Here is a 23,706-nt window from a genome sequence, read left to right on the forward strand (position 1 = left end):
GGGTCAGTCGGTCTCGGCGGCCAGCTCGGCGAGTGTCCGCTCGTCCAGGAGCGTGGCGAGGCGCTCCCGGTCGGCCAGGATGTTGATCTCGACGATCCGGCCGTCCCTGACCGTGAACTCCCCGACGGAGAACGCCTTTCCGTTGTGCAGGGCGATCTGGCCCACCCGGCCGTTGACGATCGCCAGGTGCGTGGAGCCGGCCAGCGTGGAGAACGAGCGCGCTCCGGCGACCACGGCCGTCGCGCCTCGCACCAGGCGGGAGAGCCCGGCGACCTCGCCGCCGTCGGCGCGCAGGACCACGTCCGGGTCGAGCAGTGCGAGCAGCGCGTCGAAGTCGCCGCCGCGGGCCGCCGCGAGGAACGCCTTGACGACCTCGCGGTGGCGCCTGCGGTCGGGCTCCGGCTCGGGAGCCGCGTCGCGCACCCGGCGGCGGGCGCGGCTCGCGAGCTGCCGGGTCGCGGCCGGGGCCCGCTCGACGATGGGCGCGATGTCCTCGAACGGCACGGCGAACATGTCGTGCAGTACGAACGCGAGCCGTTCGGCGGGGCTCAGTGTGTCCAGGACGACGAGGAGCGCGAGGCCCACCGAGTCCGTGAGCAGGGCCTCCTGCTCGGGGTCGGCGGCTTCCCGGCCGCCCGGGAGCGCGCTGACCTGCGGGTCGGGCACGTAGGTTCCGGGCGCGTTCGGGTCGGATCCCTGGAAGTCCAGGGGCTGTTCGCCGCGCTGCTTGCGCGACCGCAGCAGGTCCAGGCAGACGCGGCCCACGACCGTGGTGAGCCAGCCGCCGAGGTTCTCCACGCCCTCGCTGTCGGAGCGGCTGAGCTTCAGCCAGGTCTCCTGGACGGCGTCCTCGGCCTCGCTGAGGGAGCCGAGCATGCGGTAGGCGACGGCCTTCAGACGGGGCCTGTGCTCCTCGAACCGCTCCGCCAGAAGTTCTCTTCCGTCCACGTCACATTCCTTCGTCGCGATCCGTCATGGCAGTGACGCACCCGCGACGACGATGTGCCGCAGGCCGACACGGCTGATGCGGACCAGCAGATCATGAAGCACCGCGGCGGCGCCTCGGATATCGGTGTGACTTCCGTCCGACCTGGAGGGCATCCGACCTGGAGGGACGGCGCATCCGACCTGGAGGCCTGCGCATCAGGCCTGGAGGGCTGTGCCGCCCCCGCGCGGCGCCGACGGCCCCTCAGTCCGGCGTCGGTCCCTCAGTCCGGCGTCGGCCCCCACAACGGCGCCAGCGCCGACCGCAGGTCCTCAGGCCCCCGGTACAGCACCCCCGTCATACCGAGGGCCACCGCCGCGCTCACGTTCTCCTCGCGGTCGTCCACGAACAGGCAGCGGGTGACGGCGGCGCCCACGCGCGCGGCCGCGGTCTCGTAGACGCGGCGGTCCGGCTTGGCCACGCCGAGTACGGCGCTGGAGACGACGTCGTCCACGAGCCCGGCGAGGCCGAGCAGCGCCAAATCCTCGTCCAGCCAGGGCGTGGCGTTGGTGACGATCGACACCGGTATGTACGCGCGGGCCCGCTGAAGCAGGCCGACGACCGTCTGGTCGGCCCAGAACTTGGACTCGGCCAGCGCCAGGCCCAGTTCGCGCCCCCGCGCGGCGTCGAGCCCGTGCCCGCGCGCGAGTCCGGCGCCAATGGACTCGACCCACTCGGTCTTGCCGATGCGCCCGAGCATGAGCGGCAGGTCGGTCTCGGGCGCGAAGGCGATGCCTGCGGTGGCGCCATCGGGCAGCCCGGCGGCGCGCTCCAGCTCCTCGACGTACGACATGTCGTAGAAGCGGATGACGCCGTCGAGGTCGGTGAGGACGGCGTCGAACGGCAGCCGGGTCCGGGGCGCGTCGCCGGCCGGGCTCACGCGCCGCCTCCGAGCACGCCCCGCACCGTCGCCCGCACCCGCTCCTGGTCCGCGCGCACCGCCTCGTACGCGGACCGGTGGCGGGATATGTCGCGCCGCTGGCCCTCGGCCGCGACGGCCCACCACACCCCCGCGGTGTTGTGCTCGCGCTTGCACTCGATGTCGGCGACGGCCGTGTCCCGCTCGCGCCGCGTGCGCTTGGTGTCGCCCTCCTGGCCCCGCCCCCAGGCCTTGTCGCGGAAGGCGGCCTCCGGGCTCGCGTACCGCTTGAAGCCCTTGTCGGCGACGCAGTCCGCCCACTCGTCCAGGGCACGCCGCATCCGCGGGTCCTTGGCGACGGCCTTGTCGAGTGCCGTGCGGCGACCTGCGACGTACCGCATCAGCAGGGTCTCGTCCTTGACGTCCGCCCGCACCCGCCGGGCCCCGGCCTGGGCGCAGCCGCCCTCGGGCACCTTGCGCCCGGCGCCCTCGCCGCGCAGCACCTCGTACTCGTCCGGGGTGACCAGGCGTCCCTTGCCCGCGTGCTCCTTCTCGTACTTCTCCAACGCGTCCCGTTCGACGCCGTAGCCGCGGCGACGGGCTCCGTCGAGATCGAGCGAGCCGTACAGAGTCGTCGAGATGGCCACCGCTATCAGGCGGTTGGACATGGTGATGTCGTGCTCGCGCCACTGCCGGGGGAAGTCGAGGAAGCCGTGGGACTTCATGCACCGCTGGGTGAAGCGGTCGGCCGCCTGCTGCTCGCGCTCACTGTCACGCGTGCTGAACTCATAGCGGTCCAAAGGCAGTTCGGGCAGGTCCTTCTCGTCGTCCACCTCGGGCACGCCGGAACCGCGCGGCACGCCCCCCTCGCGCCCGCTCTCGCCCTGCTCGGACCCACAGCCCACGAGCGCCACCACGGCCACCACCACGACGGCAGCCCAACGCGCCCTGCGCGTCCCCCACTTCAGCTCCATGCACACGAGCCTAGCCGCGCCCACTGACAGTGGGCGGTCCGCGCCCGCCGTCAGGCGGTCACGCGGCGTCGGCGCGGCTCACGCACCGGTGTCCCGGGGCTTGGACGCGGCCTTCGGGTCCACCTCGGCCCCGGACGGCAGGTCGATCGTGGGGCCGGTCTCGGGGGCACCCTTGAGATCCTCGGGGTCGACCTTGGGATCGTCGGGAGCGACCTTCGGCCCGGGGCCGGGGTCACGCCTGGACAGATGCCCGCGCTTGTACTTGCTCTTGTGGCCGCGGCCCGGCCGCGACTTCTGGTCCGGCTCGTCGGCGACGCACGCGTCGCACTCCGGGTTGCGGCAAGGCGCGGGGCCCCACACCGGGACGTACGCGCCGAGCACCTTGCGTCGCTTGATGGCCGTACCGACTGGCCGTCCGCAGTGCTCGCACGTCGGCTCGCTCTGCGGACGGGGGCCGGACCGGCGTCCGTCGCTGCCCATGGCCTCAGGATATGGCGATTCCCCGAGGTCGGACAGCCCAGCGGTCACTCCTTCTCGCGCAGACGCGCGTACTTGCGGACGACGACGCCGTTGCCGAAGACCCGCGACGAGGTCAGCTCGAAGTCGCTGACCGCGGACTCCACGCCCGCGAACATGGGCATGCCCGAGCCGAGCAGCACCGGGTAGGTCTTGAGGACCAGCTCGTCGACCTCGTCGGCGAGCTGTCCGGCGATCTGCGCGCCGCCGCACAGCCAGATGCCGAGCTCGCCCTCCTCGGCCTTGAGCGCACGGACCTTGCCGAGCAGGTCGTCCTCGATGATCTCGACGTTCGGGTCGGGGGACTCGCCGAGGCTGCGCGAGGCGACGTACTCCCGCATGTGCCCGTACGGACTCGGCACGCCCTCGTCCAGGCCGAGCTGGTAACTGCCCATGCCCTGGATGACGGTGTCGAACTTCTGATTCGGTACGTCGTCGCCGAAGCCGAGGAAGCGGCGTCCGGCGGCGGAGACGGTCTCCGGGTACTCGGTCTTGAGGAACTCGAGGAACTCCTCGTCCACGAACCGCATGAAGGAGTTGGCGTCACCGCTCGGGTCACCGATGAACCCGTCGATCGAGACGGCGACGAAGTACGTGAGCTTTCGCAAGCTGGATCTCTTTCCGCAGAAGACAGAGGGAGGTGGTGGGCCGAGCAGCCGTCATTCTGGCCACCCGGTCACGAACAACTGCATTTATAGTGCTTCATCCGCAGTGGTTTCAACCCCTTCCCAGGACTTTTTTCGAACCGGGCGAAGAACGAGCGGGCAGCGAGCGCAAAAATTGGCCCCGGAGGCCGGGTCATCCGGTCCGAGGCCAATCTGAAGCACCACACCCACCCGGTGTCACACGCTCTGCGGCTCCCGCCACATCGGCCACATCCGCGGCCCGTCCGGCAGGTCGAAGGCGGTGCCCAGGTCGGCGAAGCCGAGCCGCAGATACAGCTCCCGGCTGCGCGCGTTGCTCGCCTCCAGGTAGGCGTGCCGTCCGTCGCGGTCGCACCGCGCGAGCACCGGGGCGACGAGGGCCGTGCCGAGACCCTCCCCCTGCTGCTCCGGCTTCACGGCGATCATGTGGAGGTACTGGTGCGGCCGGTCGGTCGGGTGGACCTCGGACGTCAACCGGGCGATCACCTCGACCCGTTCGTTGTCCGGGTCGACGGCCTGCCGCAGCTGCGCCGCCCCCTCGGCGGCATCCTCGTGCGCCTCCCCCGCGGGCACGGACCACCACAGGGCGACGGCCGAGCCGTCCTCGGCGATGTCCACGTGCCCCTCCGCGAAGGCGAGGTCCACGAAGGCGGCCATCAGCGCGCCGTGCCTGCTGCGGCGCCGCTCCTCGCCCGGGAACAGCCAACTGCTCACCGGGTCCGCCATGAACGCCTCGTCGAGCAGCCCGACCGCATCCGCGCGGTCGCTCGCACCGGCCCTCCGGATCGCCACACCCACGGCTTCTCCCCTCCGCCTCGTCGGCCCTCAACTCCCGCCCGGGCCCTGCCGTTTGCAGCCTAAGCGAGCCTTTCGCGCGCGACGACGGGCCTCGCGCCGCCGATTTCCCGGCGGTGCGAGGCCCGTGAGTCGGGACGCCGCCACCCCATCGGTGCGCCCCGGCCCGCCCCCGGCCTGAAGGTCCACGGGTTCCCCACCCCGCCCAGCCCCCCGGCTGATGGACCTTCAGCCCCAGTCCCTCTCACCCCGCCGACCGAACCTCCGCCCGCCGCCGCCCTCCCCCGGTCAACGCGGCTTACGTCCGGTCATGGCGATCGCTGGCCGGTCAATGCGACCTTCGCGTGACGAACTCCGCGAGTGCCAGCAGGCCCCCCGCCCGCTCCGGATCGGGCACCGCGCGGGCGAGCTCCCCGAGCGCCCGCGACATCCGGTCGGCCGCGTGCAGTTGTGCCCAGTCCCGGCCCCCGGCGCGCTCCACGGCCCGGGCCATCCGCTCCAGCTCCCCCTCGGGCCCGTCGGCTCCCCCGGCTGTCTCCCGCCCGTACAGCCCGGCGAGTTCCTCCCCCTCGGGCGTGCCGGAGGCCAGCGCGGCGACCACCGGCAGGGACTTCTTGCGCGCGGCGAGGTCCGCGCGCGCGGGCTTGCCCGTACGCGCGGGATCCCCCCAGATGCCGATCACGTCGTCGATGAGCTGGAAGGCGAGGCCGGCCTGCCGGCCGAACCCGTCGAGCGCCTCCGCCGTGTCGGCCCCCGCCCCCGCGTACACCGCCCCGATCGCGCAGGCGCACCCGAGCAGCGCGCCCGTCTTGGCCTCGGCCATGGCGAGGCACTCCCCCAGGGAGACCTCGCCCGGCGCCCGGCTCTCCAGGGCGCAGTCCGCGTGCTGCCCCGCGCAGAGCTCGACGACGCAGGCGGCCAGGCGGGCGGCCGCCGCCGGGGCCCCCGGGTGGGGGTCCTCGGCGAGCAGCCGCTGCGCCAGTGCCTGCAGCGTGTCACCGGCGAGGATCGCGTCGGCGTCGCCGAACACGGTCCAGGCGGTGGGCCGGTGCCTGCGGGTCGCGTCGCGGTCCATGACGTCGTCGTGCAGCAGCGTGAAGTTGTGTGTCAGCTCCACGGCCGCCGCCGCCCTGACCGCGCTCAGCGGGTCCCCGCCGAGGGCCCGCACCGCGGCCAGGACGAGGGCGGGCCTGATGGCCTTGCCCGCGTTCCCGGCCGCGGGCGTCCCGTCGGCGTGTTCCCATCCGAAGTGGTAGAGCGCGACACGGCGCATCGAACCGGGCAGCGACTCGACCGCCGCGCGCAGCTCCGGGTCGACGCAGCTCCGCGCCGACGTCAGGATCTCCGCGGCCTCGTACCCCTCCCCGGGCTGGACCGCCCGGGGACGGTGTCCCATGGGTCGCGGCGCGCGCTCCGTCATGTCCGTGGTGTCCGTCATGGACTCACTCCGGCGGGGAGTCGGACGGTGGCGGTTCCAGGGCCTGCGGGCGCGTACGCCGGGGGTCTACCCGCCGTCGCTCCCACCGGCACGGACAACTGCCCGCCGCCCGACGGAAGGGGCCGTCGCCTCACCTCCACCGGCCGATCTCGACGTTCTCCAGGATGCCGAGCGCGTCCGGCACCAGGACGGCCGCGGAGTAGTACGTCGACACCAGGTAGGAGATGATCGCCTGCTCGCTGATGCCCATGAAGCGCACGGACAGGCTCGGCTCGATCTCGTCCGGGATGCCCGCCTGGTGCAGTCCGATGACGCCCTGCTCGTCCTCGCCCGTACGCATGCAGATGATCGAGGTGGTGCGCTCCTCGGTCACCGGGATCTTGTTGCACGGGAAGATCGGCACGCCGCGCCAGGTGGGGATGCGGTTCCCGGCCACGTCGATGGACTCCGGGACGAGCCCGCGCTTGTTGCACTCGCGGCCGAACGCGGAGATCGCGCGCGGGTGGGCGAGGAACAGCTTCGACCCGCGCCGGCGGCACAGCAGTTCGTCCATGTCGTCGGGGCTCGGCGCGCCGTCGTGCGGCTGCAGGCGCTGGTCGTACTCGCAGTTGTTGAGCAGTCCGAACTCACGGTTGTTGATGAGCTCGTGCTCCTGGCGCTCCTTCAACGCCTCCACGGTGAGCCGCAGTTGCTGCTCCGTCTGGTTCATCGGCTGGTTGTAGAGATCGGCCACGCGCGTGTGGATGCGCAGCACGGTCTGGGCGACGCTCAGTTCGTACTCGCGCGGCCGCGATTCGTAGTCCACGTACGTGGCGGGAAGGACGGCTTCCCCCACGTGGCCCGCGGAGAGGTCGATGGGCGCCTCTCCGTAGTTGTTGGTGCGCTGGGCGGGCAGGGCCCGCAGCGCCTCGAGGTGGGCGCGCAGGGACTCGGAGCGCTCCGCGACCTGCTCCAGGTCCTGACGGGGGAGCGTGAGGACCGTGCAGGCCGTCACCGCGCGCACCGTGTACTCCCAGATGGTCTCCGGGTCGATGAGGGCCTGCTCACCGAAGTACGCGCCGTCGGCGAGGGTCCCCAGGACCGTGTCGTCGCCGTACGGACCCGTGCCGAGCTTCTCCGCCCTGCCGTGGGCGAGCAGGAACACCTCGTCCGCCTGGTTGCCGAACGACGTGAGGACCCCGCCGGCCTCGAACTCCCGCTGCTGGCAGCGACGGGCCAGCTCGGTGAGCACCTCCTGGTCCTCGAAGTCCCGCAGGACCGGCAGTTCGCCCAGCTCCGCGGGGATCACCTCGACGCGGTCCCCGGTCTTGACGAACGTGACACGGCCGTCGCCGACCGAGTAGCTCGTCCTGCGGTTCACGCGATACGTACCGCCCTGCACCTGCACCCAGGGCAGCATCCGCAGCAGCCAGCGGGAGCTGATCTCCTGCATCTGCGGCGCGGACTTGGTGGTGGTGGCCAGATTCCGTGCGGCGGATGTGCCGAGACTCTGCTGCGGCCTGTCCTGATCCGAACGGATCTCTTCGCCTACCGACATTGAAATTGCCTCCTGATGGTGCGCTGACCTGCGACTCGCAACCCTTCCAGCACGGTGAGTACGGACGCCATTACACATATGAGCGGGATTGGATCTCGACGGACAGGGCACGCTGCCGTTTACCAGGCCGGATCCTTCGTACGTTCGTCCAGGGACGCCGCGGACGGCGGGCCGCGCGGAGCGGAACATGTAATACCGGCCGCCGGGGCGAATGGTTTCGGCCAACCAGTGAGGTGCGGCCGACCGGCTGACGCGGGCGCGGGCCGGATACGACGGCGGGCCCGAGGGGGAACTCCAAGATCCGTGCACTCGTTCAGAAGACGAGCGCAGCGCACGCACCATCCGCACCACATTCGTCAGGAGAAGCGACATGGCAGGCTTCCTCGACCGCGCCAGAGAACAGGTGCAGCAGGGTCTCAACCAGGGCAAGCAGAAGATCGACGACGTGCAGGCACAGCGAGCGGGCAACGACCTGCTCAAGCAGCTCGGCGCGGCGTACTACGCGGAGCGGCGCGGCAGCGGCACTCCGGACGCCACCCAGCAGGCCCTGTCGGCCCTCGAGGCACACATCGCGACGCACGGCGACGGCTTCCTCCGCGCCTGACACCCACGTGCCGCGCGGCCCGCGTCACTCCATCGGCCGACCTCTCGGCTGACCGGATCGAATCGCACGGTGCCCGAACAAATGGTTCGGGCACCGGCAGTTCCGGTACAAGCAGCGTACGAGGCGGTCCGCGACCGGCGACCGTCGCGCCCGCAAAGGAGGCGGTCATGGCCCCACCCATGTCCGCGAACAGATTCCTGGACATTCTCCGGGACGAAGGCGTCACGATCGTCGAAGTCGGCAATTGGCGCGAGCACAACCGCAATCATGTGGGCCCCTGGGGACAGGTGCACGGCGTGATGATCCATCACACGGTCACCTCCGGCACCGAGAAGACCGTCCGCATCTGCCGCGACGGGTACGAGGGCCTGCCCGGCCCGCTCTGTCACGGCGTCATCACCAAGGACGGCCGTGTCCACCTCGTCGGCTACGGCCGCTCCAACCACGCGGGGCTCGGCGACGACGACGTCCTGCGCGCCGTCATCGCCGAGAAGACCCTCCCCCCGGACAACGAGGCCAACACCGACGGCAACCGCCACTTCTACGGCTTCGAGTGCGAGAACCTCGGCGACGGCGAGGACCCCTGGCCCGACGCCCAGCTGGAGGCCATCGAGAAGGTCTCGGCCGCCATCTGCCGCCACCACGACTGGACGGAGCGCTCGGTCATCGGCCACCTGGAGTGGCAGCCCGGCAAGATCGACCCCAAGGGGTTCACGATGGCGTGGATGCGCGACCGCATCCACGAACGCCTGAAGTAGCCCGCCCGCCACGAGGGACACACGAGGGACAATGGTGGGGTGCCCGCCACCCCGCCCGCCTCCGGCCTCCACCCGCGGCTCCCCACACCGCTGCAGCCGGTCGCGGACCCCCGTTTCGAGGTCCGCGGCGTCCGGCTGCTCCTCAAGCGCGACGACCGGATACACCCGGACCTGCCCGGCAACAAGTACCGCAAGCTGGTCCTCAACCTGGACGAGGCGCGGGCCGCGGGCCACGCCACCCTGCTGACGTTCGGCGGCGCCTACTCCAACCACCTGCGGGCCACGGCGGCGGCAGGCCGTCTGCTGGGCTTCGGGACCGTCGGCGTCGTACGCGGCGACGAACTGGCCGGCCGCCCCCTGAACCCGTCGCTCGCCCAGTGCGCGGCCGACGGCATGCGGCTGCACTTCGTCGACAGATCGACGTACCGGCAGAAGCGGGACCCCATAGTCCTCGCGGAACTGCGGCGCGCGACGGCCACCCAGGACGCGTACGTCATCCCCGAAGGCGGCAGCAACGCCCTCGCCGTCCACGGCTGCACGGCCCTCGGCGAGGAACTGCGCGGGCGCACGGACGTCGCGGCCGTCGCCTGCGGCACCGGGGGCACCCTCGCGGGCCTGGCCGCCGGCCTCTCCCCCGGCCAGCGCGCGCTCGGCATACCCGTCCTCAAGGGCGGCTTCCTCGGCTCCGAGATACAAGGCCTCCAGCGCGCCGCCTTCGGCGCCCCCGGAGACAACTGGACCCTCGACGAGCGCTTCCACTGCGGCGGCTACGCCCGCACCACCGGCGAACTCACCGCCTTCGCCGACGACTTCGAGGACCGGCACGGCCTCCCCGTGGAGCGCGTCTACGTGGCCAAGCTCCTGTTCGCGCTGACCGCACTCTCCGAAGAGGGCGCGTTCGCCCCGGGGACGACGGTCGCAGCCGTCATCACCGGCACGCCGACCCAGTAGCCCGCGGACCCCGGGCCGACCCCGTGCCTCACTCCTCGACCTCCCTATGGGCCGCGGCCTCCTCCAGGTCCAGCTTCCGCAGCAGCGTCCGCAGCATTTCGTCGTCGATGCGCCGCTCGTCCCGCATCCGCACGAACACCTCGCGCTCGGCGGCGATCGCCTCGCGCGCGAGCCTGCGGTAGGTGTCGTCCGCGGATTCGCCCGTGACGGGGTTGGACTGACCGAGCCGCTCCCACACGGAGTTGCGGCGCCGTTCGAGAACCGTGCGCAGACGGTCCTGGAGCGGCCCTGGCAGGCTGTTGCGCTCGTCTTCCATCAGTTCCCGCAGTCGGGCCTCCGCGGCCTGTGAGGCGGCGTTCTGCGCCTGCGCCTCGGCGAGCGTCTGCTCCTGCGGGTCGCGCCCGGGGAGCTTCAGGACCCGGATCAGCCACGGGAGCGAGAGCCCCTGCAGCACCAGCGTCCCGATGACCGTCGTGAAGGTCAGGAAGAGCACGAGGTTGCGGGCAGGGAACGGCTCGTCGTCGTCCGTCACCAGCGGGATGGAGAACGCGATCGCCAGCGACACCACACCCCTCATCCCGGCCCAGCTCACGATCAGCGGCCGCCGCCAGTCCATGTGGCCCTCGCGCTCCCGGATCCGCGCCGAGAGCACGCGCGGCAGATACGTCGCGGGATACGACCACACGAACCGCACCGCCACGACGCACACGAAGACCGCGACGGCGTACCAGACCGCCTGACCCACGCTGTACTCGCCGAGCTCCCCCAGGACGACCGGCAACTGCAGACCGATGAGGGCGAACACCGCCGACTCCAGGAGGAAGCCGACGACCTTCCACACCGCGGCCTCCTGGAGCCGCGTCTCGAAGTCGACCTGCCAGGAACGGTGCCCCAAGTAGAGGGCCACCACGACCACGGCGAGCACTCCGGAGGCATGCACCTGCTCCGCGGCGGCGTACGCGACGAAGGGGATGAGCAGCGACAGTGTGTTCTGGAGCAGCGACTCCTTCAGGTGGGTGCGCAGCCAGTGGATCGGCACCATCAGGAGCAGCCCCACGCCGACGCCGCCGACCGCCGCCACCAGGAACTCCTGGATGCCGCCCGCCCAGCTCGCGCCCTCGCCGACGGCTGCCGCGAGTGCCACCTTGTAGGCGGTGATCGCGGTCGCGTCGTTCACCAGGGACTCGCCCTGGAGGATCGTGGTGAGGCGCGAGGGCAGTCCCACGCGGCGCGCGATGGCGGTGGCCGCGACGGCGTCCGGCGGCGCGATCACCGCCCCGAGGACGAGGGCCGCGGTCAGCGGGAGGTCGGGGATCAGCAGATACGCGAGCCAGCCGACGACGAGCGTTGCGAACAGAACGTAACCGACCGACAGGAGCGCGACGGGCCTGACATTGGCCCGCAGGTCCAGATACGAGCTCTCCAGGGCGGCCGTGTGCAGCAGCGGCGGCAGGATCAGCGGGAGCACCACGTGCGGATCGAGGTCGTACTCCGGCACCCCGGGAACGTACGCGGCGATCAGGCCCACGCCGACGAGGAGCAGCGGCGCGGGCACCGGGGTGCGGCGCGCGGCGCCGGCGATCGCGGCACTCGCGGCGATCAGCGCCACCAGGGGCAGTACGTCCATCTCCAGGCCCTCCGCCGTCCGCTCTCGCGTCGTAACCTGGCCATCATGAACGAGTGCTCGCACGTCAGCGCGCTGCCCCACCCGGAGCCCGCACCCCTGAGCGACACCTGTCTGGAATGCCTCGCCGCCGGCAGCCACCCGGTGCAGCTTCGGCTGTGCCTGGTCTGCGGGCACGTGGGCTGCTGCGACTCGTCGCCGTTCCAGCACGCGACGGCACACTTCAAGGAGACCGGGCATCCGGTGATGCGGACCTTCGAGCCCGGCGAGAAGTGGCGTTGGTGCTTTGTCGACGGTTCGATCGTCTGAGGCCTGGGTACGTCAACCCGACGCTCGTTCTTTCCAATTGGGCCCGCGAAACCCCTAGCCACTGTCCGTACCCGTAGGCTTACTATGAGTGACAGCAACGGGATGGGGTCCCCGGGACACGGAACTGAGCAGCGCGGTAGCGTCACCGCTGGAAAACGTGGTGCGTCACCCGTGTGACGCAGTCCGGACCGCCGCGGCGCGACGGCCGGAGCCCCGAAAGTGCTTGTACCACCTTGGAGGTGAGGGTGTCCCAGATCGCAGGCGAGCCCGGGAATCAGGACTTCGTGGAGGTCCGCCTTCCGGCTGCGGGTGCCTACCTGTCGGTGCTGCGTACGGCCACGGCCGGCCTCGCGGCGCGCTTGGACTTCACCCTGGACGAGATCGAGGACCTCCGCATCGCTGTCGACGAGGCCTGCGCGATTCTGCTCCAGCAGGCCGTGCCCGGCTCCGTGCTCAGCTGCGTCTTCCGGCTCGTCGACGACTCCTTGGAGGTGACCGTCTCGGCACCGACCACCGACGGCCGCGCGCCGGAACGTGACACCTTCGCCTGGACTGTCCTCTCGGCCCTCGCGGGCAAGGTCGACTCGACGGTCGCAGACGACAAAACCGTTTCGATCAGCCTCTACAAACAGCGCGGCGCGGGACCCGGGCCGGCGTGAGGAACGGGGACGGGCCCGTGCGGGACGAAGAGCGCGGAACACGTGGCACACACGGTCTGCCCGCCCGCGGCAGGGGCGGCACGCGTCCGGCCACGGGGCGCGGTCCGGTGGAGCCGGGGTCTGCCCCCGGAGGCATCCCCGAACAGCAGGCCAGGCCGCACCCGCAGGATCCGGAACAGCCGGGTGCGCCAGCGGTGGCCGACACGGAAGTGCCGGAGCAGGCAGAGCCGACCGCCGGGGACGGGATCGACGAGCCGTCCGGCCCGGGCGGGCGACAGGACCAAGTAGGCGCCGCACGCAGGGGGTCCCCCCGGGCGTCCAGCACTGGGGACAGGTCCCCGGAAGGGCGGCGGCTGGTGACGGGCGGGACGATGAGCGAGCACGAGCAGCACAGCCGGCACGATCCACAGGACCGCAGCGGCGCGCGAGCGAAGTTCATCGAGCTGCGCTCGCTGAAGGACGGCAGCCCCGAGTACGCGGAGCTGCGCAATCAGCTCGTCCGCATGCACCTGCCGCTCGTGGAGCATCTGGCCCGCCGTTTCCGCAACCGCGGCGAGCCGCTGGACGACCTGACCCAGGTCGCCACGATCGGCCTGATCAAGTCGGTGGACCGCTTCGACCCGGACCGCGGCGTGGAGTTCTCCACGTACGCGACCCCGACGGTCGTCGGCGAGATCAAGCGGCACTTCCGCGACAAGGGCTGGGCGGTGCGCGTGCCGCGGCGCCTGCAGGAGCTGCGGCTCGCCCTGACGACGGCGACGGCGGAGCTCTCGCAGCTGCACGGCCGCTCCCCGACCGTGCACGAGCTGGCGCAGAAACTGGCGATCTCCGAAGAGGAGGTCCTGGAGGGCCTGGAGTCGGCGAACGCCTACTCCACGCTGTCGCTCGACGTCCCGGACACCGACGACGAGTCACCGGCCGTGGCCGACACCCTCGGCGCCGAGGACGAGGCCCTGGAGGGCGTGGAGTACCGCGAATCCCTCAAGCCGCTCCTGGAGGACCTGCCGCCGCGCGAGAAGCGCATCCTGCTGCTGCGGTTCTTCGGGAACATGACGCAGTCGCAGATCGCCCAGGAGGTCGGCATCTCCCAGATGCACGTCTCCCGGCTGCTCGCCCGCACGCTGGCGCAGCTGCGCGAGAAGCTCCTCGTGGAGGAGTGAGCGGCCTCCCGGACGGGAGGTACCTGACCGCACCAGGGGGCGGCGAGCCCAGCGCTCGCCGCCCTTCGTGCTGCCGCTTGCCCTTCGTGCCGCTGCTTGCCGCTCGTGCTGCTACTTGCCGCCTTCTTGTACGTTGCCCGCGCCGCCGATGCCGAGCGCCTCGGTGGTGGCGGGGTGGAGCAGGAGGACCAGCGTCGCGACCGCGACCGCGGCGAGCGCGATGCCTCCGGGGATCATCGCGCTGTCCGCCTGGAGGAGCTGCCAGGCCACGGGAAGCGCCATGATCTGCGTGATGATCGCGGGGCCGCGGGCCCAGCGGCGCAGCTGGAGCAGACCGCGCGCGGCGAGCAGCGGCAGCAGCGCGAGGACGATCAGCGTGACGCCGCCGGTCGTCGCCTGCCGCGGGTTGTCGGGGTCGCCCGCGAGTCCCATCACGAGCATGTAGGCACCGCCGACGACGAGTGCCAGGCCCTCGAGCCCGGCGAGCGCCGCGGCGGCCGTGAGGCGCCCGGGGCGGGGTCCCGACGCGGGGGCTTCTGGGGTGGTCTTCGGCTCAGTGCTCACGCATCGAGGGTAGCCCCGGGCGTCCGGAGCCCGGCAGGTCGGTGCGGTCCGGGCGCGACCTCCGACGGGTACGGGTCGTGACCTCGGACGGGTACAGGTCGTGACCTCGGTCTGGGCGAGGTAAAGACCGCTAGGTAGTCTGCTGCGCATGCGTGCACTTCTCGTGGTCAATCCGGCGGCTACTACCACCAGTGCGCGCACACGTGACGTACTGATCCACGCTCTCGCGAGCGAGATGAAGCTGGAAGCGGTCACCACGGAGTACCGCGGTCACGCGCGCGACCTCGGCCGGCAGGCCGCGGAGAGCGACGACATCGAGCTGGTCGTGGCCCTCGGCGGCGACGGCACCGTCAACGAAGTCGTCAACGGTCTGCTGCACAACGGGCCCTCTCCGGAGAACCTGCCCCGCCTCGCCGTCGTCCCCGGGGGATCGACGAATGTCTTCGCGCGCGCCCTGGGGCTGCCGAATGACGCCGTGGAGGCGACCGGCGCCCTTCTGGACGCGTTGCGTGAGGGAAGCGGACGCACAGTGAGCCTCGGCCAGGTCTCGGGCACACCGGGGACCGAGGACGAGGCGGTGCCCGCGCGCTGGTTCACCTTCGCCGCCGGGCTCGGTTTCGACGCGGGTGTGGTCGGCAGGGTCGAACAGCACAGGGAGCGCGGCAAGCGCTCGACGCACGCTCTTTATGTGCGCCAGGTGGTACGCCAGTTCCTCGGCGAGGGCGACCGCCGGCACGGCTCGATCACGCTGGAGCGGGACGGCGAAGACCCGGTGACGGACCTCGTGATGTCCATAGTGTGCAACACCTCCCCCTGGTCCTACCTGGGCAATCGTCCTCTGTACGCGTCTCCGAAGGCGTCCTTCGAGACGGGTCTCGACGTGCTCGGGCTCAAGCGTCTGTCGACCGCTTCGGTGGCCCGTTACGGCACCCAATTGCTGCGGTCGACGCCCGAGCGCGGACCCCACGGAAAGAACGCCGTCTCGCTGCACGACCTGACGGACTTCACCTTGCATTCCAAGGTGCCCCTGCCCCTCCAGATGGATGGTGACCACCTGGGGCTGCGGACGAGCGTGACGTTCACAGGCGTACGCCGTGCACTGCGTGTGATTGTGTGAGTGGAAGGGCCTAAAGTCCTTTCACTCGAACGTTTAGCCCAGGGTCCACCCCATGGAAGTACGGCTGTGACTCAGTCGACACCGAGGAATCAAAAAAAACTTTCCGGAAGGGGTTGTATCCGCCGCCGAGGTTTGCGAATCTCTACATGGCGATCGGGACGGCCCGCAACATCGGCCTCTACAGGTAGCCAGAACCCCTCCTCATCACAAGGTCCACACCAGGCAACTGGGAGTCGGCCCTTCCCGCGCGGGGGGATTCGTGAAAGCGTTCACATTCACAAGCAATCTTCATGTAAGACCAAGGAGAGGTAGCAGCCATGGACTGGCGTCACAACGCCGTTTGCCGCGAGGAAGACCCCGAGCTCTTCTTCCCCATCGGCAACACCGGTCCTGCGCTGCTGCAGATCGAGGAAGCCAAGGCCGTCTGCCGTCGCTGCCCCGTCATGGAGCAGTGCCTGCAGTGGGCGCTCGAGTCCGGCCAGGACTCCGGCGTCTGGGGTGGCCTCAGCGAGGACGAGCGCCGCGCGATGAAGCGCCGCGCCGCCCGCAACCGGGCGCGCCAGGCCAGCGCCTGACGCCCACGCCCCTTTACGAGCCCGAGCCCGGCGGCGCGTGTGCCTGACGGCATTACTCCGTAGACAGCGCGTACGCAACACCCCCGCCCCCGAGCCGCAGCCGCGCAGTACCCCCCGATGCGCAACGCAACGTGAGCAGGAAGCCCCGGACCGACATGGTCCGGGGCTTCTTGCTGCGCTTGAGGTGATCCTGTTGTGCGCTGCGCTTGGATGATCCCGCCGTGCCCGGGATCGCTACTTGTCGCCGCGCACCGGGATGTCGAGGACGACGCGCGTCCCCCGCTCCGGCGCCCTGACCATGTCGAACGTGCCGCCCAGCTCGCCCTCGACGAGGGTGCGTACGATCTGCAGGCCCAGGTTGCCCGAGCGATGCGGGTCGAAGTCGGCGGGCAGACCGACGCCGTCGTCCTGGACGGTGATCAGGAGCCGGGAGTCCTTGGCGGTGCCGGTGCGCGCGGCGGAGACCTCGACGTTGCCCGTGTCGCCCTGCGCGAAGCCGTGCTCCAGGGCGTTCTGAAGGATCTCCGTGAGGACCATCGACAGCGGCGTCGCGACCTCCGCATCGAGAATGCCGAAGCGGCCAGTGCGCCGGCCCGCCACCGTACCGGGCGAGATCTCCGCGACCATGGCGAGGACGCGGTCGGCGATCTCGTCGAACTCCACGCGCTCGTCCAGGTTCTGGGAGAGCGTCTCGTGGACGATGGCGATGGAGCCCACGCGGCGCACCGCCTCCTCCAGTGCCTCGCGGCCGGAGACGGAGTCGATGCGGCGCGCCTGGAGCCGCAGCAGCGCCGCGACCGTCTGGAGGTTGTTCTTCACCCGGTGGTGGATCTCCCGGATGGTGGCGTCCTTGGTGATCAACTCCCGCTCACGGCGGCGCAGTTCCGTGACGTCGCGCAACAGGACGAGCGAACCGATGCGCGGGCCCTTGGGTTTGAGCGGGATGGCGCGCAACTGGATCACGCCGTCTCCGCCCTCGATCTCGAACTCGCGGGGTGCCCAGCCGCTCGCGAGCTTGGTCAACGCCTCGTCCACCGGCCCACGGGACGGGGCCAGTTCGGCGGTGGCCTTGCCCAGGTGGTGCCCCACGAGGTCGGCGGCGAGTCCGAGGCGGTGGTACGCGGACAGGGCGTTCGGCGACGCGTACTGGACGACGCCGTCCGCGTCCAGACGCAGCAGGCCGTCGCCCACGCGCGGGGACGCGTCCATGTCCACCTGCTGTCCCTCGAAGGGGAACGAGCCCGCGGCGATCATCTGCGCCAGGTCGGACGCCGACTGCAGATAGGTGAGTTCGAGGCGCGAAGGGGTGCGCACCGTCAGGAGATTGGTGTTGCGGGCGATGACTCCGAGGACGCGGCCCTCCCTGCGTACGGGGATGGACTCGACGCGTACCGGGACCTCCTCGCGCCACTCCGGGTCGCCCTCGCGCACGATGCGTCCCTCGTCGAGGGCGGCGTCGAGCAGCGGACGGCGGCCGCGCGGGACGAGGTGTCCGACCATGTCGTCCTGGTAGGAGGTCGGCCCTGTGTTGGGCCGCATCTGCGCGACGGAGACGTAGCGCGTGCCGTCGCGCGTGGGCACCCACAGCACGAGGTCGGCGAAGGAGAGGTCGGAGAGGAGCTGCCACTCCGAGACCAGCAGATGCAGCCACTCGAGGTCGGAGTCGCCGAGGGCGGTGTGCTGGCGTACGAGGTCGTTCATGGAGGGCACGTGTGCGAGCGTACCTGGCGCTCTTTCCGACGGGCGGCGGCGCTCGTCCCGACGGGCCGCGGCGCCGGGGCGGGACCCTCAACCCGGCCCCAACACCGCAGCCCTTCAGGTGCGTCGGCAGCCAGAATGTGCGGTACCGGCCGCCGACTCCGGGAAGGTCCGACGCGGTCAGGGCAGAGAGCGCCGGCTCCTCGGTCCGCTCTCCTGTGCGGGAAGAGCGGGGCTTTACTCCCGCATTGTGGACTAGACCATTCTCCTATGTCTATGCGCGGAGCGCGGTTTGTTGTCGGATCTTCCTCCAGTGCCGGCCCGCCCCCTGGACGGCCGCCCTCTTCCGCCGACGCGGGGGCCGGGACGGCTCATCCGGAGACCCGAGCGGCGCGGCCCGCGCCCGCTGCCGCCTCCGGCCAGGCCCGCATCGCGAGGCCGACGACGGCTTCCAGGTCCTCTCTGGTGGCGCCGTCGCGGGACTGCTGGGACATGCCCTGGAAGACGGCGCCGACATAGCGGGCGAGGTCCGTGGCGTCCGTGCCGTCGAGCACCTCCCCCGCGTCGATGCCCTGCTGGATCCGGGACGCGAAGGTCGCGATGTTCGCATTGCGCTGCTTGCGCAGGGTCTGTTCGATCTCCGGGGTGGTGCAGTTGGTCGCCGCGTGGATGACCATGCAGCCGTGCGGGTGGCCCGGCTCGGTGAAGACGGCGGCCGCCTCCCGCAGGATGCGCTCCATCGCGGCCCGCGCCGTCGGCTCTTCGACGAGTGCCTGGCCGCCGAAGGCTCCGTACGAGCCCGCGTAGCGCACCAGGACCTCCTCGAACAGCGTCCGCTTGTCGCCGAAGGCCGCGTAAAGGCTCGGGGCGCCGATGCCCATCTCGCGGGTGAGGTCGGAGACGGTCGTCGCCTCGTACCCGTGCTCCCAGAACTGGCGCAGGGCCTTTTCCAGGGCCGTCTCGCGGTCGAAGGAGCGCGGGCGGCCTCGCTGTTTCGTCGCCATGGGGAAATTCTATAGCGGGCGCTAGAAAAGCGGGGCGCGATGGGGTACGGTTTTTTGTGTAGCGACCGCTAGAGAAAGTTGGGGGGCGCCTGATCATGGGTGCGCTGACGGAGAAGACGGCCGAGCAGACGACGGACGCGGCCTTGCGGGCCGGGGCGTCGGGAGGGCGGCTGGACGGCAGGACCGCGCTGGTCACGGGCGGCAGCCGGGGCATCGGACGGGGTATCGCCGAGCGGCTGGGACGGGACGGCGCGCGGGTCGGCGTGCATTACGGCAGCAATGAGGCGGCCGCGAAGGAGACGGTGGCGGCGATCGAGCGGGCGGGCGGCTCCGCGTTCGCGATCGGCGCCGAGTTGGGCGTGCCGGGTGACGCGGCGGCGCTGTGGGAGGCGTTCGACGCGCACGCGGACGGCCTGGACATCCTGGTGAACAACGCCGGGATCGGTACGTCGCGCCCGTTCGCGGACGCGGAAGAGTCGGAGTTCGACCGGCTGTTCGCGGTGAACACCAAGGCGCCGTTCTTCATCGCCCGCCTCGGCGCGGAGCGGATGCGGGACGGCGGGCGCATCATCAACATCTCGTCGGGCCTCGCCCGCGCCGCCGTCATGCCGGAGATCCTGACGTATGCCATGACCAAGGGCGCCCTGGACGTCTTCACCCAGAACCTGTCGAAGGTGCTCGGCCCTCGCGGCATCACGGTCAACTCGGTGGCACCGGGCATCGTGGACACGGACGTCAACGCCGCCTGGCTGCGCGGCGAGGAGAACAAGGAAGCGTGGGCGGGCGCGGCGGCGATATCGGCCCTCGGCAGGGTCGGGACGCCACAGGACATAGCCGACGCGGTGGCGTTCCTCGCCTCGGAGGACGGGCGATGGGTGACGGGGCACTGGCTCGACGCGACGGGGGGTTCGCTGAGCTGAGGGGGCGCCGCCCCGGGTCGGCGAGTGGGCCGGCCTGGGCCCGGGGGCCGGTGCGCGGGCCCGGCCGGGGCTGCGAGTGGGCCCGGCCGGGCCCGGGGCCGCGTGGGGCCACGCGGGGCGGCTCACGTCGCTCCCGTCACCACGCGTTCCGTCCCCTCATCTCCGTACCGTCATCTCCCTCACCTTGTTTCCGTCACCTTGGCGAGCGCCCTCGGGGCGTCCGGGTCCTGGCCTCGGGCGATGGTGACCTCGTGGGCGAGGAGTTGGAGGGGGATGATCTCCAGGATGGGCTGGACCTCCTCGGGGACGCCCTCCGTCGGCAGGACGAACCCGGCGGACGCCTGCTCGACCTGGGCCTTGGGGCCGATGACCACCAGGTCGGCGCCGCGGCCGCGCAGCCGGTCGAGGACGGGCTGGAGCGCGTCCCCTCCCCTGCCTTCCGGGACGACGGCGATGACCGGGGAGATGTTGTCGACCATGGCGAGGGGGCCGTGCAGCAGGTCGGCGCCGGAGTAGGCGAGGGCGGGGATGTAGCTGGTCTCCATCAGCTTCAGGGCGGCTTCCTTGGCGGTGGGGTAGCCGTAGCCGCGGGAGGTGATCACCATGCGTTCGGCGAAGCGGTAGCGGGCGGCGAGCGTGCGGACCTCCTGCTGCCGGGCCAGGAGGTCGGCGGCGAGGTCGGGCAGGGGGTGGGCTGCGGCGCCGTCGCCGTCGCGGAGCCCCTCGATGAAGAGATAGAGGGCGAGCAGGGACGCCGTGTAGGTCTTCGTGGCCGGCAGCGCCTTCTCCGGGCCCGCGAGGATGTCGATGTGGTGTTCGGAGACGGCGGCCAGCGGGGAGTCGGGGTTGTTGGTGACGGCGAGGGTGATGGCACCGGCCTCGCGGGCGGCCTGGGTGGACGCGACGAGGTCCGGTGAGCCGCCGGACTGGCTGACGGTGATGACCAGGACGTCCCGGAGGTCGGGCCTGGCTCCGTAGGCCGTGGTCGTGGACATGGAGGTCAGGCCGCAGGGCAGGCCGAGGCGGACTTCGAGGAGGTATTTGGCATAGAGGGCGGCGTTGTCGGAGGTGCCGCGCGCGGTGAGCAGGACGAAGCGGGGGCGCTTGGCGGCGACCTGGCCGGCGGTCTCACGGATCTTCGGGGCACCGGTGTCGAGGAGCCGCCGCAGGACCTCGGGCTGCTCGGACATCTCACGGGACATGATGCGGCCGGGCTGCTCGCTGTACGGGGAGGACGACGTCACAGTCATGGCTCCTACTTTGCTGGCTACTGACCGGGATCGCTTGTTTCGGGCCGGGGGGCCTTGGGCGGGGTGGGTGTTGCCTGGGTGGGCGGGCGGTGGGGCTCGGGGGTTGGGGCTCGGGGCTCCGCGGGGGTGGGCTTGGAGGTTGGGGAGGGGTGGCTTCGGCGAGCGGGGGCTGCGGTGTCGATATCGGCGTCCAGCCCGGTGGGTGGGGGGTGCCGACCCCTGCGCTGGGCGGTGTCGCTCTGCTAGATTGGTCTATACCACACTTGTAGTCGGGCGGTCTTCCGCTTCGCGCCCATTCCTCCCCCACTGCAGCCCTACTCCAGATCGGCAGGCCCAGCGTGGAAGTTGTCATCGTCCCGGACGCCAAGGCAGGCGGCGCACTCATCGCGGAGGCCATGGCCGCCCTGGTGCGCCGTAAGCCCGACGCCCTGCTCGGTGTCGCCACCGGATCGACCCCGCTGCCCATCTACGAGGCGCTGGCGGCGAAGGTCCGCGCGGGTGAGGTCGACGCGGCGCGGGCGCGGATCTGCCAGCTCGACGAGTATGTGGGGCTGCCCGCCGGGCACCCGGAGTCGTATCGCTCGGTGGTGTTGCGCGAGGTCGTGGAGCCGCTCGGGCTGAGCGAGTCGGCGTTCATGGGGCCGGACGGCAGCGCGGAGGACGTGCAGGGCGCGTGCGAGGCGTACGACAGGGCGTTGGCGGCGGCGGGCGGTGTCGACCTGCAGTTGCTGGGGATCGGCACGGACGGGCACATCGGGTTCAACGAGCCCTGTTCGTCGCTGGCCTCGCGGACGCGCATCAAGACGCTGACGGAGCAGACGCGGGTGGACAACGCGCGGTTCTTCGACGGCGACATCGAGCAGGTCCCGCACCACGTCATCACGCAGGGCATCGGCACGATCCTGGAGGCGCGCCACCTGGTGCTGCTCGCGACGGGTGAGGGCAAGGCGGACGCCGTGGCGGCGACGGTCGAGGGCCCGGTGGCCTCCGTGGTGCCCGCGTCCGCGCTGCAGTTGCACCCGCACGCGACGGTGGTGGTCGACGAGGCGGCTGCGTCCAAGCTGAAGCTTGCGGAGTACTTCCGGCACACGTACGCCAACAAGCCTGCGTGGCAGGGCCTGTAGGCGATACGGCGACAGATGAAGGAGGGGCGCCCCAGAGCCTGGGGCGCCCCTCCTTCGTACGCGTACTGCTCCGGGCCGGCCGCCCGGCACCGGGGTCCAACCCCGGCGCCCCGCGTCCGAACCCCCGGGGTCACCCCGCGGTGAGCACCTCCGCCGCCGCCTCCCCGCACACCCGGGCCGCGCCATGTGTGGCGATGTGGAGGGCGCCGGACGGCTTGGCCTGGGGGACGCCCATCTCGATGACGACGGTGTCGGGGCGGGCGGTGACGAGGTGGTCGACGGCGGCGGTCATCCACGGGTGGCGGTGGGCGTCGCGGACGACGGCGACCACGCGTCGGGAGCCCGCCGCCGCGAGGGCCTTCGCGCCCGCGTCGTCGCCGCTGAAGGAGCCGGTCTCCGTGCCGGGCAGCCGGCGGGTCAGTTCGGCGGCGACGCCCCACGGGGTCTCGTCGCCGACGGCGATGTTGGCCAGGGGGGCGAAGGCGGCGACGTACGGGGCGTCGGTGAGCGGGCCCGTGCAGGTCTCGGTGTGGGTGACGGTCAGGGCGCGGCGGGCCGCGCGCAACCCGATCTCCGGGTCCGCCGCTCCCCCGGCACCGGCCGCGCGCGAGGCCGAGGCCCAGTCGGCGAGGGCGCGCACCCGGGCGGCGGCGTCGGCGAGCCGCTCCTCCGGGAGTTCGCCCGCGCGGACGGCCGCGACGAGCGCGTCCCGCAGCCGCAGCACCGTCAGCTCGTCGTGCAGGCCGCCGCCGACGCAGATCGCGTCGCAGCCCGCGGCGACGGCGAGGACGGTGCCGCGCTCGATGCCGTACGTACCGGAGATCGCCCGCATCTCGATGCCGTCGGTGACGATGAGGCCGTCGAAGCCGAGTTCGCCGCGGAGCAGGTCGGTGAGGATGCGGCGGGACAGGGTGCCGGGGAGGTCCGGGTCGAGGGCCGGGACGCTGATGTGGGCGCTCATCACGGCGCGCGTTCCGGCCGCGATCGCGGCGCGGAACGGGGCGAGTTCGCGGGCGGCGAGCACGTCCGCGTCGGCGGCGATGTGCGGCACGGCGTGGTGCGAGTCGACCGCGGTGTCGCCGTGGCCGGGAAAGTGCTTGGCGCAGGCGGCGACGCCGGAGGACTGCATGCCCTCGATGTAGGCGCCGGTGTGCCGGGCCACCAGGTCCGGGTCGGCGCCGAAGGAGCGTACGCCGATGACCGGGTTGCCCGGATCGGAGTTGACGTCGGCGGACGGCGCCCAGTTGAAGGTCACCCCGCAGTCGGCGAGGCGGCGGCCGAGCTCCGCGGCGACGCCCCGGGTGAGCGAGACGTCGTCGACGGCGCCGAGCGCGTGGTTGCCGGGGAAGGACGAGCCGGTGCGCACCTCTAGGCGGGTGACGTCACCGCTCTCCTCGTCGATGGCGACGACGATGTCCTCGCGCTCGGCCCGCAGTTGGGCGGTGAGCGCGGCGACCTGCTCGGGCGTCCGGATGTTGCGGCCGAACAGGCCCACGGAGGCGAGGCCCTCGCCGATGCGGCGCAGCAGCCAGTCGGGCGCGGTGGTGCCGCCGAAGCCGGGCTGCAGGACGGTCAGGGCGTCCCGCGTCAGGCTGTCCGTGGCACCGGCGGAACCACCGGGGCTGGAAAAGGAGTTCATGG

24 protein-coding genes are annotated in these 23,706 nt (G+C 71.6%); 10 read left to right on the forward strand and 14 right to left on the reverse strand.

Features of this window, described 5'->3' with window-relative positions; genetic code table 11:
• Positions 1–3: 3 nt before the first annotated feature.
• The 8 genes from IEY91_RS00945 to IEY91_RS00980 form a co-directional block, all read right to left on the reverse strand.
• Entirely contained in the window at positions 4–948 is a 945-nt protein-coding gene (locus IEY91_RS00945; protein WP_164320776.1) for a sigma-70 family RNA polymerase sigma factor, read from the reverse strand.
• 260 nt (positions 949–1,208) lie between these two features.
• Entirely contained in the window at positions 1,209–1,865 is a 657-nt protein-coding gene (locus tag IEY91_RS00950) for an HAD-IA family hydrolase (protein WP_229696612.1), read from the reverse strand.
• Complete coding sequence (locus IEY91_RS00955; RefSeq protein WP_189172465.1) at positions 1,862–2,818, reverse strand: hypothetical protein; 957 nt, start codon at positions 2,816–2,818, stop codon at positions 1,862–1,864. Before IEY91_RS00955 ends, IEY91_RS00950 begins: the two co-directional genes overlap by 4 nt.
• A 78-nt stretch (positions 2,819–2,896) precedes the next feature.
• The gene (locus tag IEY91_RS00960) at positions 2,897–3,298 is read right to left on the reverse strand and encodes a hypothetical protein (RefSeq protein WP_189172466.1); all 402 of its coding nucleotides are present in this window, start codon (positions 3,296–3,298) and stop codon (positions 2,897–2,899) included.
• A gap of 44 nt (positions 3,299–3,342) precedes the next feature.
• Positions 3,343–3,942, reverse strand: coding sequence for a dihydrofolate reductase family protein (locus IEY91_RS00965; RefSeq protein WP_189172467.1), 600 nt, complete (start codon positions 3,940–3,942; stop codon positions 3,343–3,345).
• A gap of 234 nt (positions 3,943–4,176) precedes the next feature.
• Positions 4,177–4,776, reverse strand: a complete 600-nt coding sequence (locus IEY91_RS00970) for a GNAT family N-acetyltransferase (protein ID WP_164320782.1) — start codon at positions 4,774–4,776, stop codon at positions 4,177–4,179.
• Positions 4,777–5,101: 325 nt separating this feature from the next.
• On the reverse strand, positions 5,102–6,211 hold the full coding sequence (locus IEY91_RS00975; RefSeq protein ID WP_189172468.1) for a family 2 encapsulin nanocompartment cargo protein polyprenyl transferase: 1,110 nt from the start codon (positions 6,209–6,211) through the stop codon (positions 5,102–5,104).
• Positions 6,212–6,341: 130 nt separating this feature from the next.
• On the reverse strand, positions 6,342–7,748 hold the full coding sequence (locus IEY91_RS00980) for a family 2B encapsulin nanocompartment shell protein (protein WP_164320787.1): 1,407 nt from the start codon (positions 7,746–7,748) through the stop codon (positions 6,342–6,344).
• A gap of 370 nt (positions 7,749–8,118) precedes the next feature.
• On the opposite strand from IEY91_RS00980, the gene IEY91_RS00985 reads away from it, so the two are divergent.
• From IEY91_RS00985 to IEY91_RS00995, 3 genes are all read left to right on the forward strand, one after another.
• Positions 8,119–8,352, forward strand: a complete 234-nt coding sequence (locus IEY91_RS00985) for a hypothetical protein (RefSeq protein WP_164320789.1) — start codon at positions 8,119–8,121, stop codon at positions 8,350–8,352.
• A gap of 167 nt (positions 8,353–8,519) precedes the next feature.
• The gene (locus tag IEY91_RS00990; RefSeq protein ID WP_189172469.1) at positions 8,520–9,110 is read left to right on the forward strand and encodes an N-acetylmuramoyl-L-alanine amidase; all 591 of its coding nucleotides are present in this window, start codon (positions 8,520–8,522) and stop codon (positions 9,108–9,110) included.
• Between the two features lie 39 nt (positions 9,111–9,149).
• Positions 9,150–10,061, forward strand: coding sequence for a 1-aminocyclopropane-1-carboxylate deaminase/D-cysteine desulfhydrase (locus IEY91_RS00995; protein ID WP_189172470.1), 912 nt, complete (start codon positions 9,150–9,152; stop codon positions 10,059–10,061).
• 28 nt (positions 10,062–10,089) lie between these two features.
• On the opposite strand, the gene IEY91_RS01000 is transcribed toward IEY91_RS00995, so the two are convergent.
• Entirely contained in the window at positions 10,090–11,688 is a 1,599-nt protein-coding gene (locus IEY91_RS01000) for a Na+/H+ antiporter (protein ID WP_189172471.1), read from the reverse strand.
• A gap of 45 nt (positions 11,689–11,733) precedes the next feature.
• Between IEY91_RS01000 and IEY91_RS01005 the strand changes: the two genes are divergently transcribed.
• The 3 genes from IEY91_RS01005 to IEY91_RS01015 all read left to right on the forward strand — a co-directional run bounded on the left by IEY91_RS01005 (position 11,734) and on the right by IEY91_RS01015 (position 13,813).
• Positions 11,734–11,994, forward strand: a complete 261-nt coding sequence (locus tag IEY91_RS01005) for a UBP-type zinc finger domain-containing protein (RefSeq protein ID WP_016639609.1) — start codon at positions 11,734–11,736, stop codon at positions 11,992–11,994.
• 245 nt (positions 11,995–12,239) lie between these two features.
• On the forward strand, positions 12,240–12,653 hold the full coding sequence (locus IEY91_RS01010; RefSeq protein WP_164320797.1) for an ATP-binding protein: 414 nt from the start codon (positions 12,240–12,242) through the stop codon (positions 12,651–12,653).
• Positions 12,650–13,813, forward strand: a complete 1,164-nt coding sequence (locus IEY91_RS01015) for an RNA polymerase sigma factor SigF (RefSeq protein WP_164320799.1) — start codon at positions 12,650–12,652, stop codon at positions 13,811–13,813. The genes IEY91_RS01010 and IEY91_RS01015 overlap by 4 nt, the downstream gene beginning before the upstream one ends.
• A 111-nt stretch (positions 13,814–13,924) precedes the next feature.
• On the opposite strand, the gene IEY91_RS01020 is transcribed toward IEY91_RS01015, so the two are convergent.
• Positions 13,925–14,377 (reverse strand): hypothetical protein, encoded by a 453-nt coding sequence (locus tag IEY91_RS01020; RefSeq protein WP_189172472.1) that lies wholly within the window; start codon positions 14,375–14,377, stop codon positions 13,925–13,927.
• A 148-nt stretch (positions 14,378–14,525) separates the two neighbouring features.
• Between IEY91_RS01020 and IEY91_RS01025 the strand changes: the two genes are divergently transcribed.
• Entirely contained in the window at positions 14,526–15,494 is a 969-nt protein-coding gene (locus IEY91_RS01025; RefSeq protein WP_164320803.1) for a diacylglycerol/lipid kinase family protein, read from the forward strand.
• Between the two features lie 317 nt (positions 15,495–15,811).
• Positions 15,812–16,069 carry a WhiB family transcriptional regulator gene (locus IEY91_RS01030; RefSeq protein WP_016639615.1) on the forward strand — a complete coding sequence of 86 codons (258 nt, stop codon included), beginning with the start codon at positions 15,812–15,814 and terminating at the stop codon, positions 16,067–16,069.
• A 234-nt stretch (positions 16,070–16,303) separates the two neighbouring features.
• Here the strand turns inward: IEY91_RS01030 and IEY91_RS01035 are convergent, their stop codons facing one another.
• Entirely contained in the window at positions 16,304–17,770 is a 1,467-nt protein-coding gene (locus IEY91_RS01035) for a PAS domain-containing sensor histidine kinase (protein ID WP_164328193.1), read from the reverse strand.
• Positions 17,771–18,138: 368 nt separating this feature from the next.
• A complete protein-coding gene (locus tag IEY91_RS01040; RefSeq protein WP_189172473.1) occupies positions 18,139–18,771 on the reverse strand; it encodes a TetR/AcrR family transcriptional regulator in 633 nt (210 codons plus the stop codon).
• A gap of 95 nt (positions 18,772–18,866) precedes the next feature.
• Here IEY91_RS01040 and IEY91_RS01045 point away from each other — a divergent pair, with 95 nt between their 5' ends.
• Positions 18,867–19,691, forward strand: a complete 825-nt coding sequence (locus IEY91_RS01045; protein ID WP_164320807.1) for an SDR family oxidoreductase — start codon at positions 18,867–18,869, stop codon at positions 19,689–19,691.
• Positions 19,692–19,870: 179 nt separating this feature from the next.
• Here IEY91_RS01045 and IEY91_RS01050 read toward each other — a convergent pair whose 3' ends face one another.
• A complete protein-coding gene (locus IEY91_RS01050) occupies positions 19,871–20,941 on the reverse strand; it encodes an SIS domain-containing protein (protein ID WP_164320809.1) in 1,071 nt (356 codons plus the stop codon).
• Positions 20,942–21,279: 338 nt separating this feature from the next.
• Between IEY91_RS01050 and nagB the strand changes: the two genes are divergently transcribed.
• Positions 21,280–22,065, forward strand: coding sequence for a glucosamine-6-phosphate deaminase (gene nagB, locus IEY91_RS01055; RefSeq protein ID WP_189172474.1), 786 nt, complete (start codon positions 21,280–21,282; stop codon positions 22,063–22,065).
• Positions 22,066–22,195: 130 nt separating this feature from the next.
• Here nagB and IEY91_RS01060 read toward each other — a convergent pair whose 3' ends face one another.
• On the reverse strand, positions 22,196–23,704 hold the full coding sequence (locus IEY91_RS01060; protein ID WP_189172475.1) for a glycoside hydrolase family 3 protein: 1,509 nt from the start codon (positions 23,702–23,704) through the stop codon (positions 22,196–22,198).
• Between the last annotated feature and the right edge of the window lie 2 nt (positions 23,705–23,706).

Origin of the sequence: Streptomyces lasiicapitis (genome assembly GCF_014646335.1) — a bacterium.
GTDB lineage: Bacteria > Actinomycetota > Actinomycetes > Streptomycetales > Streptomycetaceae > Streptomyces > Streptomyces lasiicapitis.

What these genes read in the sequence shown, in the direction of transcription:
- IEY91_RS01025 (WP_164320803.1), top strand. Translation starts at nt 14,526, where the DNA reads ATGCGTGCACTTCTCGTGGTCAATCCGGCGGCTACTACCACCAGTGCG.
- IEY91_RS00980 (WP_164320787.1), bottom strand. Translation starts at nt 7,748, where the DNA reads ATGTCGGTAGGCGAAGAGATCCGTTCGGATCAGGACAGGCCGCAGCAG.
- IEY91_RS01005 (WP_016639609.1), top strand. Translation starts at nt 11,734, where the DNA reads ATGAACGAGTGCTCGCACGTCAGCGCGCTGCCCCACCCGGAGCCCGCA.
- IEY91_RS00960 (WP_189172466.1), bottom strand. Translation starts at nt 3,298, where the DNA reads ATGGGCAGCGACGGACGCCGGTCCGGCCCCCGTCCGCAGAGCGAGCCG.
- IEY91_RS00985 (WP_164320789.1), top strand. Translation starts at nt 8,119, where the DNA reads ATGGCAGGCTTCCTCGACCGCGCCAGAGAACAGGTGCAGCAGGGTCTC.
- IEY91_RS01035 (WP_164328193.1), bottom strand. Translation starts at nt 17,770, where the DNA reads ATGAACGACCTCGTACGCCAGCACACCGCCCTCGGCGACTCCGACCTC.
- IEY91_RS01030 (WP_016639615.1), top strand. Translation starts at nt 15,812, where the DNA reads ATGGACTGGCGTCACAACGCCGTTTGCCGCGAGGAAGACCCCGAGCTC.
- IEY91_RS01060 (WP_189172475.1), bottom strand. Translation starts at nt 23,704, where the DNA reads ATGAACTCCTTTTCCAGCCCCGGTGGTTCCGCCGGTGCCACGGACAGC.
- IEY91_RS01000 (WP_189172471.1), bottom strand. Translation starts at nt 11,688, where the DNA reads ATGGACGTACTGCCCCTGGTGGCGCTGATCGCCGCGAGTGCCGCGATC.
- IEY91_RS01040 (WP_189172473.1), bottom strand. Translation starts at nt 18,771, where the DNA reads ATGGCGACGAAACAGCGAGGCCGCCCGCGCTCCTTCGACCGCGAGACG.
- IEY91_RS00955 (WP_189172465.1), bottom strand. Translation starts at nt 2,818, where the DNA reads ATGGAGCTGAAGTGGGGGACGCGCAGGGCGCGTTGGGCTGCCGTCGTG.
- IEY91_RS00990 (WP_189172469.1), top strand. Translation starts at nt 8,520, where the DNA reads ATGGCCCCACCCATGTCCGCGAACAGATTCCTGGACATTCTCCGGGAC.
- IEY91_RS00975 (WP_189172468.1), bottom strand. Translation starts at nt 6,211, where the DNA reads ATGACGGACACCACGGACATGACGGAGCGCGCGCCGCGACCCATGGGA.
- IEY91_RS01050 (WP_164320809.1), bottom strand. Translation starts at nt 20,941, where the DNA reads ATGACTGTGACGTCGTCCTCCCCGTACAGCGAGCAGCCCGGCCGCATC.
- IEY91_RS01045 (WP_164320807.1), top strand. Translation starts at nt 18,867, where the DNA reads ATGGGTGCGCTGACGGAGAAGACGGCCGAGCAGACGACGGACGCGGCC.